The sequence below is a fragment of the uncultured Microscilla sp. genome, assembly GCF_947493425.1.
GTDB lineage: Bacteria > Bacteroidota > Bacteroidia > Cytophagales > Microscillaceae > Microscilla.
The window spans coordinates 1-15503 of record NZ_CANLRP010000192.1 but is presented as its reverse complement, the minus strand read 5'-3'; the positions used below and the strand labels follow the sequence as shown (position 1 = coordinate 15503).

The 15503-nt window shown below is 42.5% G+C and carries 11 protein-coding genes; 8 read left to right on the top strand and 3 right to left on the bottom strand.

Annotated elements, in window-relative coordinates:
- Positions 1-302: 302 nt before the first annotated feature.
- The gene (locus tag Q0954_RS28750) at positions 303-884 is read right to left on the bottom strand and encodes a hypothetical protein (RefSeq protein ID WP_299463579.1); all 582 of its coding nucleotides are present in this window, start codon (positions 882-884) and stop codon (positions 303-305) included.
- A 4-nt stretch (positions 885-888) separates the two neighbouring features.
- The gene (locus Q0954_RS28745) at positions 889-1986 is read right to left on the bottom strand and encodes a YaaC family protein (RefSeq protein WP_299463577.1); all 1098 of its coding nucleotides are present in this window, start codon (positions 1984-1986) and stop codon (positions 889-891) included.
- 1037 nt (positions 1987-3023) lie between these two features.
- Between Q0954_RS28745 and Q0954_RS28740 the strand changes: the two genes are divergently transcribed.
- The 8 genes from Q0954_RS28740 (at position 3024) to Q0954_RS28705 (ending at position 14782) form a co-directional block, all read left to right on the top strand.
- A complete protein-coding gene (locus Q0954_RS28740) occupies positions 3024-5078 on the top strand; it encodes a DNA methyltransferase (protein ID WP_299463575.1) in 2055 nt (684 codons plus the stop codon).
- Positions 5079-5263: 185 nt separating this feature from the next.
- The gene (locus Q0954_RS28735) at positions 5264-6010 is read left to right on the top strand and encodes a hypothetical protein (protein ID WP_299463573.1); all 747 of its coding nucleotides are present in this window, start codon (positions 5264-5266) and stop codon (positions 6008-6010) included.
- 39 nt (positions 6011-6049) lie between these two features.
- Positions 6050-9091, top strand: coding sequence for a DEAD/DEAH box helicase family protein (locus tag Q0954_RS28730; RefSeq protein WP_299463570.1), 3042 nt, complete (start codon positions 6050-6052; stop codon positions 9089-9091).
- Between the two features lie 214 nt (positions 9092-9305).
- Positions 9306-9647: a hypothetical protein gene (locus Q0954_RS28725; RefSeq protein WP_299463567.1), complete on the top strand. Its 342-nt coding sequence runs from the start codon at positions 9306-9308 to the stop codon at positions 9645-9647.
- Between the two features lie 89 nt (positions 9648-9736).
- Positions 9737-9934 carry a hypothetical protein gene (locus Q0954_RS28720; protein WP_299463564.1) on the top strand — a complete coding sequence of 66 codons (198 nt, stop codon included), beginning with the start codon at positions 9737-9739 and terminating at the stop codon, positions 9932-9934.
- Between the two features lie 154 nt (positions 9935-10088).
- Positions 10089-12722, top strand: coding sequence for an ATP-dependent helicase (locus Q0954_RS28715; protein ID WP_299463561.1), 2634 nt, complete (start codon positions 10089-10091; stop codon positions 12720-12722).
- Positions 12719-13633 carry a PD-(D/E)XK nuclease family protein gene (locus tag Q0954_RS28710; protein ID WP_299463558.1) on the top strand — a complete coding sequence of 305 codons (915 nt, stop codon included), beginning with the start codon at positions 12719-12721 and terminating at the stop codon, positions 13631-13633. The genes Q0954_RS28715 and Q0954_RS28710 overlap by 4 nt, the downstream gene beginning before the upstream one ends.
- 123 nt (positions 13634-13756) lie before the next feature.
- On the top strand, positions 13757-14782 hold the full coding sequence (locus Q0954_RS28705; protein WP_299463555.1) for a DUF5655 domain-containing protein: 1026 nt from the start codon (positions 13757-13759) through the stop codon (positions 14780-14782).
- 213 nt (positions 14783-14995) lie between these two features.
- Here the strand turns inward: Q0954_RS28705 and Q0954_RS28700 are convergent, their stop codons facing one another.
- A complete protein-coding gene (locus Q0954_RS28700; protein WP_299463552.1) occupies positions 14996-15412 on the bottom strand; it encodes a hypothetical protein in 417 nt (138 codons plus the stop codon).
- Positions 15413-15503 lie beyond the last annotated feature (91 nt).

Below are 15503 nucleotides of genomic sequence, written 5' to 3'. Positions count from 1 at the left end.
GTTGTAAACCCTCCAAAAATGTTAGTTCTAACATAAGGGATTGTGTTTATTTTGTTTCTCCAAATTCAAAATAACAAGCCCTTTTTTTTTACCAATAATTGTTGCCATTAATTATGGCGAACATGTTGATATAAAACCTACTCCTAAAACCAGAAACTTTCCTCCATAAGCAAAATATGTTTTCGCCAGCAAAAACTCCCCAATAAAGTAAAGTTTGCCATACGCAAATTAGTTGGCATATTGCAAACCTTGTGAACCGTTTCAAAGATACCTCAAGGTAGTGTCTGTTATCAAGCAATTCATTAAACTAGCTTAAATATAGGCTTACTCCCATCCAAGACACAAAAACGATTGATTAGCTGTTTTCTCGTTTCTTGTTCGGCTAAACCGAGTTCTAAAATATCATTTAATTCTTGTAGAGCCATATGCTCTAAATAATACCAAGCTTGAGTTGTCCAGGCTTCAAATTCTATTCTTTGAGATACATACATTTCAAAATCTTCGTCATGGCTTATATAGCCATACTTTAGATGAAGCTCTTCATAAGTTCCCCATTGCAAAAGGTGGGTATATTCGTGTACTAAAACACTTCGTGCTTTTACATTTTTGGGTGTATCCTCAAATACCTTTAGTTCTTTTTCTAGCTCAGGCCTGAAAATAATTCTTGGATCAATGTAAAACATGAGTTCAGGTTTACTCTGTTCCTGAACATTAAAATAGAAAACTTCAAAACCTGCTAAACCCTCATAACTTGCGAGTCCCTCGTATACAATTTTGCTATCTTTTTGATAATTAGGTCTTGCTTTAATGCCTAACTTTTGCATTATACGGAGAGTATCCTTTATCAACAAAGGTTCTTTATGGTGCTGAAACGCTGGATTCATCTATTTAATCTAGTTTTGTCATAGGTACTACATAAACTTCTTGGGTGATATGACCTGCCAAATGATAAAAAAACTGTTTGGGGCAAGCATTGACAGCTTCTTCTATGATGGCTCTGTGTTTACCTCTCAACATTGTTTCGTTGAGGGTTGGGCGGTAACGGGCAACACTACCAATATAGAAAGCAAATGCTAGAGTATTACATAACCTATGAAGCCTTGGCGTGCCTAAGTAGAGGTAATAGCGATAACCGCCACGGGTGAGCAAAGTAGTGATATTAAGATTGTTAACTTCTTTTACTATGTTTTGATAAGCATCTTTCCAACCTTGATCATCATTGTTATAATCGAAGAACTTGATTGATTTGTAATAAGACTTGTTATTTTGACTACTTAATACTTCATCCTTGATGATTTCGGAAACAGATTTGAGTTTTGTAGTATCTAAACGCTTGTCCTGTTTTTTATCATAAGATAATTCATAGTAAAGTTGTTTTCTGTTTTTACACATAATATGCAAGTCAATGGGTAAATATTTGGGTTTGCCCTGCCAACTATCAAGAGAAGCTCCTAAACCATGAATCTCAATCAATGACTGAAGAATATCATCAATAAGAATATCTCCTGCCGACGAATGCACTGGCTGTTCCAGCAATTCTGCAAATGTTTGGAATATGAGTGTACCCTTGCCTTGCCCACTTGATTTTGCCAGCTTAAGACCATTACCATTGCTATTCAAAGATAAACCATGATGTTCCTGTTCTGTAGTTTCCATTTCTCTACCATTGGCAGACAGGTAGGCTTTTACTAAATTGAGAAATGAATAGTAAAGAAGTACTCCTTTTGAGGGCATTTTTACTGCAAGAAAAGCCGTATAAAACTCTTGGGAAAGGTTTACAAAGTACTTGGCTTTTTTTAGTGGTTGTTTTTTACTCTCTTCTGTTTCTTGACTAATACGATTGTCAAACCAAGCTTTGAGATAACTTAAGGGGTCAGAAGTAAGAATGTAGCTTGCATCGGGCTTGTTACCAAACTGAAAATAACGAACTGCATGATAGTCTTTTTCTGCTACGTCATGGGTATCTGAAATAGGGGGAGAAGTCATTGGTTTTAAGGATTTAGTAGAACATTCAATAATTTGTGTAACAAGTCAAAAGTAAACGTTATGGCAGCAACCATCAAATAAAACTCATAAATTAACCTTGCAAAAGCCTCAAAATGCGCCTATTTATATAGATATTAGAGAGGAAATAAAAATGCAGTAATAGTAAGGATTGCGGCAAATGTTTTTTTCAGACTTTCCTTAATAGCTTCTTGTAGGACAGGTATTTGTTTTTTAATAATCGAGTAATAGTGGTTGCGTCAGCTGGACTCAGCCTTAGTTTGTTGCCGTTAAGTTGAAAATCCCGAACTTGTATTCGGGGAATCTGTGAAACGAAGCCGTAAAAACTGATCACTGTTTGAGCGAAGCGAGTTTGAGCAGTTTCGGCGTAGTGGAGCAGATTTAGGCAAAACAAACTACAGCTGCGGTGCTTGAACTCTCCGAGAGCAAGCTCGGAGCTGCGAGCCGAACTTGATTCGGAGGTTTTTTGGTTACTTTTTTACCTGTAGAAAATCCATGATCCTCCGAGAGCAAGCTCGGAGTTGTGAACCGAACTTGATTCAGGGAAGTAACGGCTCACCGATATTCTAATCAATCATTACACAAGTGTGTTTAATGATTGACAACTTTTTAATAGAAAAATCACTTTATAATTATTAAATACCAGTTGTGGCTCCTAGTAGAAGCCATGCACACATAGCAAACATAAAAAAAGGGGCTTGGTAAGCAATAGCTCAACCACACGTATCAACCACCCTCGCCTGTTGCCCATTGACGGTGGACTAAATCGCGTCAACTCCACTCCCGACTTTATAAACAATTAAAAATCAAGGTACTATACGCTTGACTAGTTGCTTGTAAAGCAGCCTCAAGCTAATGGCTAAAGGCTAATAGCTTGAAGCTGTAAAAGCTCCCAACTATTAACTTTCCTCACCCAAAACTTTCAAATCTCCACGCATTTTATCAACTTACCGATTAAATCCGAAGCAAGGATTGTTTACACACACGTTACTCAGATTTAGACAGATATACATTCAAATATGGGAATCAGCGAGATGCCATTGGAGGCGCACGGTTTGGGCAACCAACCCTTGATAGAGGGGCTCAAACAACTAGCGCCTGAAGTGATAAAAGATGGCAAAATTGATTTTGAGCTTTTGCGCGAACTCTTGGGCGACCAAACTCTAGACGACGAAGAAAAAGCAGAACCTTGGGGGCTCAACTGGACAGGCAAAAGCCAAGCCCGCAAACTGGCGATGGCACGCACCAAGGGCACGCTCCGTCCTTTGGTGGGCGAAGGAGTAAACGAAGCAAGCAGCCAAAACTTGTTTATACAAGGCGACAACCTTGAGGTGCTCAAAACCCTGCAAAAGTCTTATTTGGGTAAAATAAAGATGATTTACATTGACCCGCCCTACAACACAGGAAACGATTTTGTGTATGAGGATGATTTTAGAGACAACCTAAGCCACTACATAGACAAGGCGGGTAAAAACCTGCATTCCAACAAAAAAGATTCGGGGAGGTTTCACGCTACTTGGCTCAACTTTATGTACCCACGCCTCAAAATTGCGAAATCTTTGCTCAAAGATGACGGCGTTATTTTCGTTTCTATCGACGATCATGAGGTACATAATTTAAGGGCTTTGATGAATGAAATTTTTGGGGAGGAGAATTTTATGGGCATACTACTTTGGAAAAGACGACAAAATGCAGATAATAGAAACCAAAGTAATGTATCATCTGATCATGAATATTTACTTTTATACTCAAAATCTGAAAACACAAAATTTCTGGGTAAATCAATAGATCTTTCTAAGTATAAAAACCCTGACAATGATCCAAGAGGTCCTTGGGCAAGTATAGATTTATCTGGTTTAGCAACTAAAGATCAGCGCCCTAATTTACACTATGATATTGCAGATCCCAAAACGAACTTATCTTATCCCCCTAACCCTAACAGGGGGTGGTCTAAGTCCAAGGAGAATGTTTTAAAAATGATTGAGGAGGGACGGATTCTTTTTCCAAAAAAGGTGACAGGTAGACCTAGAGAAAAGAAATTCCTAAGCAACTTAAATCAGACTGTGACAGGGTTTTCAACTTGGCTTGAATCAGGTAATGTGGGATTTACGACAAATGGCACAAGAGATATCGCAGAAGTTATGGGGGGGAAAATATTTAACTTCCCCAAGCCAGTAAAATTAATTCAAACTTTAATTAAACAAGCTACTACATCTCAGGACATCATCCTCGACTTCTTCGCAGGTTCTGCCACCACTGCCCAAGCCGTGATGGAGTTGAACAAAGAAGATGGCGGCAACCGCAAATTTATCTTGGTACAACTAGAAGAAGAAACGCCACCCAAGAGTGAAGCACGCAAGGCGGGTTACGAACACATTGCCCAAATCAGCAAAGACCGCATTCGCAAGGTGATAGAAAAGATACAAGCCGAACAAAACAGCCTAGAGGCAGAGGTGATGCAGCTAGAAGACGACTTGCAAATGCTCAAAAATGAGAAAGACCAATTAGTGGCTGAGCAAAATATAGACTTGACTTTGTTTGACAACGGCAACTCCTCCCCTACCAAACCCAAAGCCTTGCAAAAGCTAGAAGAAAAAATAGCTCAGCAAAGCACTGCCATAGAAGATTGCCGCCAAAAAATAGCCCACATTGCCCAAACCGACTTGGGCTTCAAGGCTTTTCAACTTGCCCAATCTAACTTTAAAGAATGGCAAGCTCCCCAAGGCACGCCTGATGTACCCCAACTGGGTATCGCATTTGAAGAAGCCGCCAACACTCGCCTCGAAGCGGGTTTTAGCAAAGAAAACATCATTGCCGAAATACTTTTGCAAAAGGGTTTTACTTTAGACCTGCCCACGATACACGCCGCCCAATTTGACAAAAACACAGTGTGGCAAGTGACCGACCCCGCCAGTGGCAAGGGGGTGTTGGTGTGCCTCGATGACCAAATGCACCCCAACACTGCCCAACAGCTGAGGCAAGTAGTGGGGCATACTTTTATTTGTCGAGGCGAAGCTATTAGCGACCAAATAAAGCTGCAGTTTAGCGACGCGGGTTTGATTGAGACGATTTAGGTGATAGTTGGGAGTCAATAGTTGGGAGTTGGGAGCTTTTGCAGCCTCAAGCTATTAGCTACAAGCAACAAGTGGGTAGTTGGGAGTTGGTAGACCAATACTGGTGCAGTGCTCCCTTTGGTTGGTTACTTGTTGGCAACTTTACAAAATGCGTCAGCCACCATTGACTGTAAAACACAAACAATATGATGAACAAATTCTCGCCAGAAGTAATTGACAAGCTCAATTATTATGTGTACCGTTTGATTGATCCTCGAAACGGGGAGACTTTTTATGTGGGCAAGGGCAAAGACAATAGGGTGTTTGACCATGCTAAAGCTGCGCAAGCTATTGAGGCAGAAGATGACCAAAAAGACGATGACGATGAAAACAAAAAGCCAGACCTGAAGCTGTCGCGCATAAGGGCAATAAGAAATGTAGGTTTGAAGGTAATTCACGTCATCCATCGCCACGGGATGGATGATTCAACTGCGTGTGAGGTAGAAGCTTGTTTGATTGATGCCATTCCAGGACTCACCAACATTATGGGCGGCACAGGTAGCAACGACTTTGGTCCTATGCACGCCTCCGAGATTGAGCAAAGATATTCGGTGCAAGAGGTAGAAGTGAAGCATAAACTCATTTTTATTAATATCAACGTAAGCGCCAACGAAGAAGTAAGTATTTATGAAGCCACGCGCAAGGCTTGGCGAATGTCGCAAGCAAGGGCAGAAAAAGCTGAAGTAGTACTTGCCAATTACAAGGGCTTGGTTGTGGGGGTATTTGTGCCCCAACGATGGTATGAATACCACCGAGACGGCGACAAAAGCATGCGCATTGCTTTTGAGGGCAAAGAAGCTGAACCAAGCATCAAAAACCTGTATTTTAACAAACAAGTACCTGCCAAATACAGAAAACGAGGGGCATCGAACCCAGTGAAATATAGTTATTGACAAAAAAACGCACTAGGCAATACCAATTGGATAAAAACAATGAAGTTTAAATTTAACCATCACCACCAATACCAGCTCGATGCCATTGAGAGTGTTATGGCGCTTTTTGAGGACTTGCCCAAGAAAAATGCCTTGGCAAAAGAGCAAACCCATTTGCAACAACAAGGGGCGATGGTGTGCAACCCTTACACAAAAGAATTGGGCAACAACCACTTTTTTGACATTCCGATGGAGTTGGTGCAAGAAAAAAACGATTTGCCTATGGGCGATTATGCCCACCACGACGACGGGCAAATGCTCAAAGGGGTAAGCAGTGATGTTTGGCGATTTCCAAGCTTTTCGATAGAGATGGAAACGGGCACAGGTAAAACCTATGTGTATTTGCGCACCATTTATCGGCTTTATCAAGAGCTGGGTTTTCATAAATTTATCATTGTGGTACCCAGCGTAGCTATTTACCAAGGCGTATTGAGCGCCCACAAAGCAATGCGTGACGATTTGCGCACCTTGCACGGGGGCACGGGTATACAATTGGTGCAATACAGCGGCGATAAGGTGAGCGCTTTGCGTGATTTTGGCGAAAGCCCCTTGCCCCAAATATTACTCATGACTATAGCCGCCTTCAACAAAAAAACCAACAATATTTATAAGGGCACCGAAAAACTGGCGGGAGAAAAAAAGCCCCACGAATACATACAAGCCGTAAAGCCAGTATTGATTATAGACGAACCCCAAAGCGTAGACAATACCGACCTTGCCAAGAGTGCCATTCGCACCCTGCAACCTGTGTTTGGCTTGCGCTATAGTGCCACCCACCGCTTTTACCAAAACCTGATATACAAACTTTCGCCCGCCCAGGCTGCTTACCAAAACCTGGTCAAGAAAATACAAGTAGTGGGGGTAGATTTGCCCTCTAGTGCGCTCAACAATGAGCTGGTGTTGTTAGGGGCAGATAGCGAAAAGGGAGGACGCATATTTGCAAAAATAAAAGTAATAGTGGCAAACAAGGGCAAAAAGACGGCAGAAGAACGCAATGTGTATCAAGGACAAGACTTATATGCCATTACCAAAAACAAAGACTACGCAGAGGGCTATGTGATAGAAAACATCATCGCCGAAGAAGGGCAAGAAGCCATCTATTTTGAAAATGGCGAATTGCTGACCACTCAAACTCTAGAAAAAGCCAAACCCGCTATTTTTAGACGACAAATCCGCGAAACCATCCGCGAGCACTTTAGGCTACAAAAGAAATTGCTGAAAAGCCAAATCAAGGTATTGTCGCTCTTTTTTATAGATAGGGTAGCAAACTATATAGGCAACGAAGAACAGCCCGAAGGCATCATCAAAACCTTGTTTGCTCAAGAATATGAAGCGCTGCGCAAAGACGATGCTTTTTTTGCCCAATACAGCGCCGCTGAAGTGCAAGGGTCTTACTTTGCATCTTATAAAAAGAAGGGGCAAACCATTTATGTAGACAAAGAGGCAAGTAAAGCCGACGAGCGCAAAGCCGAAAAAGCCGCCTATGAGCTGATTATGAAAGACAAGGAGCGTTTGCTCACTTTTGCCCAAGGCAACCAAGGCACCCCTGTAGCTTTTATTTTTGCCCACTCTGCCCTGCGCGAAGGTTGGGACAATCCCAATGTTTTTCAAATTTGCACGCTCAACCAATCGGTGTCCAACATCAAAAAACGCCAGGAGATTGGGCGGGGACTGCGTTTGTGTGTTAACCAAAGCGGGGAGCGCATAGAAGACAAGCCCGAACAAAATATTTTGACAGTGGTGGCAAACGATACCTACAAAGACTATGTAGAAAACTTGCAAAAAGAGTATGATGGCGGCAAAACTGGAGGACGTCCCCCCCGCCCCACCAATGCCAAAACAGGCGATGTAAAGCTCAACAAACAATTGTTTGCCTTGGCCGAATTCAAGCAGTTTTGGCAAAAGCTCACAAAGGAAGTAAACTACAGCATTGCACTAGACTCGAAGGCTTTGATTGCCGATTGTATTGAGCGCCTAGACAAAACTTCGTTTCCTGAAGTGCAGATCAACGCCAGCAAGGGCAAACTCGACATTGCCGAACTCAATATTTCTATCAAGGAGTTTACGGCAAGAAACAAGGCAATACTCAATTTTACCCTGTTGCAAAATAGCCAAAGGCATGTCAGAGAAGAAGTGAAAGTGGCAGAGGGCGTTACTCTAGACCGCGCCCTCAAAAAATCGTTTTATGATAAATACAGCTTAGAAGAAAACGTATTTACGGGCTTTGAGGTGGTAGAAATAGACCGCGATGCTTATGACCCTTTTGTACAGTTTAAGAGCGGCAAAGAGGTGACCCAAGAAATCCCCTTTCGCCAAAGTTTGTATGTGGTAGGCAAAGCGCTCAAACTCAAAAGTGAGAAAGTGGTAGAAGCCAGTTTTCCCGTGTTTAACCTCATAGAACGCGCCGCTGAAGCTACCCAGCTTACCCGCAAAACGATCAACGCCATTTTTCAAGGCATTGCCTCTTATCAACAAAAGGCTTTTATCCAAAACCCCGAAACCTTTGCCTCTATTTTTATAGAGGTAATCAGCAAAATATTGCGCAAGCATGTGGCACACTCTATCAGATTTGAGGTGAAAGAAGTACTAGAGCCCGAAGCCTTTGATGAGCAGATGGAGGTGTTTTTTCCTGCCGCTGACCGCAAGGTGCAAAAGGAGTTGATCTACGGGGGCGAAAAGTCGCTCTATAGCAAGGTGCAAATAGACTCGGAGGTAGAGCGTCGTTTTGTAAACAACCGCTTGATACCTGAAGACAAGATATTGGTGTACTTTAAGTTTCCGAACCGCTTTAAGATTAGCCTGCCCAAAATACTGGGCAACTACAACCCCGATTGGGGAGTGATAAGAGAAGCCGACAACGGCGACCGTTACCTAGAGCTGGTGCGCGAAACCAAGGGCACGCTCGACAAGGAGGCGCTGCGCTTTGAGCACGAAAAACACAAAATCACCTGCGCCGAAAAGTATTTCGAGGCACTGGGCATAGACTATCGCCAAGTAACCGACCAAGAGCCTGTAAGGTGGTGGTTGCCTAAGGGGGATTAGTCGGGAGTCCCTGCAAGGTGTTGGGAACTGGGCTCTAGGTGCAGGGTTTTTACACCTTGTTGTATAAGCAGCTAATCAAGCATGTAAGGCGTAGATTTCTCCGCCGTTGCTTGTGTCCCCACAAGCGACCCGACTGTCCTTAAGCGCTTTTTTTAACGCAGGTTTGAAAACCTGTATTAAAGTAAACTTAACAGATTTGTAAACAACATTATCAATGGAAGAAGTAAATAATTATGAACCTTTTTATGAGGTTCGCCTAGAAATAGAAGAAAACAATTTTTGTTTGTATAAGTTTTACGACACTCAGGAAGAAGCAAAACAAGCTTTTAAAGTAATGAAACAATTTATTCCTGACGATGAAAGTCCTACTAAAATCAGCCTAATTCATCACGAACTATCTCCCAAAACAGGAGTAAGTATTAAAGAAACTACGCTAAAGACATACAAGCTGCGCGACCAAGAGGGTGAAATTGTGAAGCTGACTAAACGAGATAAAGCAGACTTGTTGAAGGAACGTTATGAGGAGTTGAAGGAGAGGTTGAGTAGTAGAAAATAATGTATTATGCTATACGTAAAATAAAAAATGCCTGAGTTGTTTTGTCAGGCATTTTTGTTTTCAGTAGAAAGTAGAGCGTTCAGTGAACTGTGTCAAAGGTTGAAAATTTCAATATAGGGCTATTTTATCCACAGTCCAACCAACTCAAAAAACTACCTCCTGTGTTGGTCTTAAGGCTTCAGCCAGACCAACACAATGCGCATTCTTTGCTATCGGTACACGGGCTTGGGGTTGCTTGTGGAGACACAAGCAATGGCGGGGAGTTCGAACTTGAGGATGGTTTTTAGGCGTGTTTAGTTCGATGTTTCAGTGCTAAGTTTAGAGTGAAAACGTGGGGAAGAAATTAAAGACTTCATCCTACATGATTGCTTTTCCCGAAAAAAACCTTAGTTTTAAACCAGCTAAAACAAATCCCAATCTATACACTATCAAAACTATTCTATGCCAGATCAAACCCCTAGCATCGAAGCCTTATGGCAAGCAGTAGGCTTCACGCCCAACCAATCGCAAGAAGAAGCCATTAGACACACCGATGGTCCTCTGTTTTTGACAGCGGGTCCTGGCTCTGGAAAAACTAGAGTCTTGCTTTGGAAATGTCTCTACCTCATTGTGCACCAACAAGTAGCTCCTGAACACATCTTTTTGGGCACCTTTACCGAAAAAGCCGCCCTTCAACTCAAAGAAGGTTTGCAAAGCTTGTTGGGGCTAGTGACCAACCGAACCAACCAAACGTTCGACCTCTCTAAAATGTATGTGGGCACGGTGCACTCGCTTTGCAATCGCCTCATTACCGACCGTAGGTTTGGGCAAAAAAAAGGCGCTGATAAAAAAATAACCCCTATAGATGATTTAGAACAATACTTTCATATCTCGAACCGAAAGATATGGACGGCAATGATTGCTGCAGGTGGGCTCAACGACTTGCCCGACGAAGAGCAAAACCAATACATCAACGACTACTTGGCAGAAAACTATAAAAAAGGGGTGTCGAGGTACAACGCCATTATGCACCTTATGGCGTTGTTCAACCGCTTTACCGAAGAGTGCCTGGATGTGGCAACGCTCGACAAGATAGTGACCGAAGAGCCAATGAAAAAAATGGTAAAGATGTATACTTTTTACCTTGACTCGTTGCAAGAGAAATGGCAAGAAAAACTCGACTTTTCATTGGTACAGCAAAAAGGGCTAGAAGTGATGAAAGCTTTTGAAGGTGAAGCAAGCGAGAAGTTTAAATACGTGATTATTGACGAGTACCAAGATACCAACACCATTCAAGAAAAGCTGTTTTTTAAACTTGCCGAAGTGACCCAAAACCTTTGCGTGGTGGGCGACGATGACCAGGCCTTGTATAGATTTCGAGGGGCAACCGTTGAGAATTTTGTGGAGTTTGAAGAGCGCTGCAAACGGTATTACCCCAAGGGCAAGCCTGTCACTAAAATACCTTTGAACATTAATTACCGTTCGCGCAAAAAAATTGTAGATTTTTATACCAGTTATATTGGGCAAACCAATTGGCAAAAAGAAGACGACCCCACCCAACAATACCGCGTGCATACCAAGCAAATAAGCGCCCATAGTACCGACAACCAAGCTTCGGTGTTTACCACCGCCTACCTAGAGCCTGAGCAAAGCTTCGAAAAAATTGCCCAGTTTATCCAGACATTGCTCAACCAACAAATCATAGAAGACCCCAATCAAGTGGCATTCTTGTTTCCTTCGTTGGGCAGTACTCAAGTGCCCAAGGCTCAAGCCACCCTTGAGAGCCTAGGTTTGCGTACCTATGCTCCGCGTGCCCAACCTTTTCTGGAGTTGCCCGAAGCTCGTAACATTATGGGCATTTTTCTAAGGGTGTTTGGCAAGCCTGAACGCGACCCAGAGTTTAACCGAGGCGATTTTAAAAACTACCACGACTGGATGGAAGAAGTATATAGCGAAGCAGGTGCAGCTATGCGCCAAGATGCAGGGCTGAAGGCATTGGTAGAACACCATCGCAATGAAATTGCTACCAGTGTGAGCGACTACAAGGCTTTGATAGCAAAGGTAGAGACGAGCAACGAACTGAACCTAGACGATGCCTATGACTTTGAGAAAATGCCCGCCCAACTCAAAGAGGCAAGCATATCGCCCAGCGCCCGCAAAAGCTTGTCAAGCACTTACTTGCTCAGGCAACTCAAAAAACAAATGGATGAAGGTGGCAAGGCATCGTTTACCCTCAGAGATGTGATTACCCGTGCCACCTCGCTCAATTGGAACCCACTCGACTTGTTTTACAAAATACTGGCTTTCAAAGAGTTTAAAACAATGATGGATGCAGCAGGTAGAAGCGATGTGCAAATAGACGAAGGTCCTATCTATAACCTAGGTTTGCTCACGGGGTATATCTCGCGTTTTTTAGAGTTATACAAAACCGTATTGCGCGCCAAAGACCTAGAAAGCAAAAGCTTTAAACGCGCCTTTTTTATTCGTTTTTGGTATACCATTTACAAAAAAGGGGAAACCGAGTTCGAAAACTCAGAAGACCCCTTTCCACGAGGGCGTATCCCTTTTCTTACCATTCACCAGTCTAAGGGGCTAGAGTTTCCAGTGGTGGTATTAGGCAACACCTCTACCCGCGATGGAGGCGTACGCCGAATGGAAGAGTTGATGAAACCCTTGCTGGGCAACCAAGGTGAACCGCTCGCCCGCATGAACGAGTTTGACAAGGCTCGTATGTTTTATGTGGCATTGTCACGCGCCGAAAATTTATTGATTGTAGCCAATTATAAACGAGGCATCAGTAAAGAGTTTAAGGCAATGCTTGCCCAACATCAAATACCTGTACTTGGAGCAAATCAAGCGGCTTACATCCCTAGCGCCAAGCTTTCTGCCAAAGCCCCCATGAAGGCATACTCTTACACCTCCGACTATCTCTTGTATGAGCGCTGCCCAAGGCAATACATGGTTTTCAGAAAGTATGGTTTTGTACCCTCCCGCTCGCAAACCATGTTTTTTGGTAGTTTGGTACACCAAACCATTGACGACCTGCACAATTTCATTATTGACAACCCCGAAAACCTTGACCTTGATTTGATATGAAAAAGAAAATATTAGGCAAGAGCCGTGAACAGATTAGAGTTGAAAGGGAGATTGAACGTATTGAGCGTGAAATAGAGGATTTTATGATTAGTCGGTTTGATCAAAACTACGAGATTCTTAGCCTTACCTATGGGCGTGGGCTTGCCGAAGATGTAAAAGATACTGCCTTGCAACAAGTGTGGATTTATTGGCAAAAAATGCGCGAGGTGGCAAAAAAAGTGACTGAGACTGAAGTAAAACTGATTTTACCCAATCAGAAAACTCCCGAAGGACGACCCTTTACCATTGAGGGAGTGGTAGACATTGTGCGCGAAAAGGATAAAACCATCATGTATGACATTAAAACCCACGCCGCCGAAGATGTAAAATCAAACCAAGAGTTTTACGAAAAACAACTCAACGTATATGCCTATATATGGCAAACTCTACGTAGCCAACAATTAGACGAAACCGCTATCATAGCCACCTCATACCCCAAGGCGCTTAAGGAGGCAATTGTTGCTGAAGACGAAGATGCCCAAGAAGAAGAGCTTGCCAAATGGGAGCCTTTAATCCCGATTGAGTTTTCGCAAGAAAGAGTAGAGCAAACCATTGAGCTATTTGGCAAAGTAGTAGATTGCATTGAGGCAGGTAAATTTAATCCGCCTTCGCAAAGCATATTACGCGAGCGAGACTTCTATAAGCGGCAGTTTGCCACCAGGGTATGCCGCAACTGCGACGCGCGTTTTTCTTGCGATGCTTACCTTACCTATTACAAAAAGCAAGCAGAGAAAAGCGCCAACCAACGCATCAACCCCATATTTGAAATGATTCAACAATCTCAGGCAATTGGCGACATGCAACAAGCCTATTGGACAGACAAAAATCAGCCTTCGGCAGATGAAGAAAAGAGTATTTTGGATGATGATTGATCATTGTTTTTGCCATCGTTGCTCTGGGACAAGCTTAGGGTGAGTGTAGTTTATGCCAGAATAGGTAGAATGAATCTCTCAACAGGAAAAATGAATTAACAGCATTACAACGCAACCAATCCAATGGAAACAATCCTTTACCAAAATGGGCAACGTTATACCGAGAATGTATTTGCCAAAGAGCAAACCTTTGAGCAGCTTATTGTAGACCAAGCCACTACGTTGTTTGGCACACAAACCCTTTGGGTAGATACCAAGAAAAAACTGGACACTAAAGCCTTGGGGGGAGTAATTCCTGATGGCTTTTTGCTAGACCTCAACGATCCAGAAAACCCTGAATTTTATATAGTAGAAGTAGAACTGGCCAAGCATAGTTTTTATGGGCATATTTTTCCGCAAATCACCAAGTTTTTTGCTTTTTTCAAAAACCCCGAAAGCCAAAGCAAATTGGTAGAAAAACTATATGGCATTTTTGACCAAGACAAAACCCTTTACCAAAAGCTGAAGGGTTTTATTGGCAAGCGTGAGGTATTTAAGTTTTTGAAAGATATGCTTGACAATAGCCAAAACATTTTGTTGGTATTAGATGCTCCCAAGCCAGAGCTTCCCGAAATAATGGCAACCTATACCGATACTTGGGACAAAATGGTGAAGGTACAACTACTCAAGGTGTACCGCAGTAGCCACTCAAAAGAACAAATATTGATGCTTTCGCCTCCTTTTGAGGCGCTCGATGTAGCCGATTTAAGCGATGATGTTAGTACAGTCGCTCCTTCTGACCAAGTCGCGCTGAGTTATAACGCTTCTTATCATTTAGACAATGCTTCGGCAGAGGTGCAAGATACTTATAAGGAGTTTCAGTCCAAACTAATCGATAAGATTCCTGATTTGAACTTTAACTACCAGAAACGTTATATCTCGTTACGCAAAAAACGAAACTTTGCTTACCTCAAAATTCGCAAAAGTAAAATTAACCTCGTAGCAATGCTCAACGAAACCAATATTAGGCAAAAGATACAACACCATCCTATCAGTAGTTTATCAGACAGTGTGCAAAGGTATTATAACGGTGATTGTGCTCGTATTGATTTTCATAACGCTCAACACCTCGATGAGTTGGTTGACTTGTTGGTAGATATTCAGAAGTAAATCTTGTTTATCAATGGCATTTAATTCTACTTCATTACTACCTTTGCCCTCTATTATAGGATGATTACTCAAGACTAAAGCCGACAAAAGAAATTTTGTCGGCTTTTTTGGTAGGTAAATCTTGGGTGTTAACACCAAGCTCATCAAAAAGCCTGGTTACTTCTTTTTGAATCGCGCTCCCGTGCGCGTTCCTTATGTATATATGTGCTTGGATTAGGCAGCAGCTTGTTCTTCTTGATGCTTGTTTTCACCTTGATCTTGAAACTCGTCGCCATCGCCATTACTACCACCACCATTTTTAAACCTGAACCCGTCACCCTCTCTGTACTCAACTCCAAGCACTTCCATACGAGCCTTGGCATAGGTTCTTATGAGGCTTTGGGCAAGTGGGGTAATTGACTCCTCTTGCGTGTCTGCCTTGATTTGGGTGCTTAGTTCAGTGAAGTCGGCAGGGGTGGTAAAGCTATCAATAAATGTTTTGTAATTATTGTACACCTTAGCTGTAGTGCTTTTGGCATTGATTTGGGCTTTTGCCTCAATGATGAGCCGCTCTAAAACGTTTGTGAATACCTTTTGGTTACAGTTGGGTACTTCCAAGGTGCGCAAATCAGGCAAAAAGGTTTTAGCCACAAGCACATTAGAGGCTTACGTTTCGCTGATTTCTAGGTTGGAAAAAAGAAAATAGTTAAACTCGCTGTATGATCACAGAACGAGTAGATGA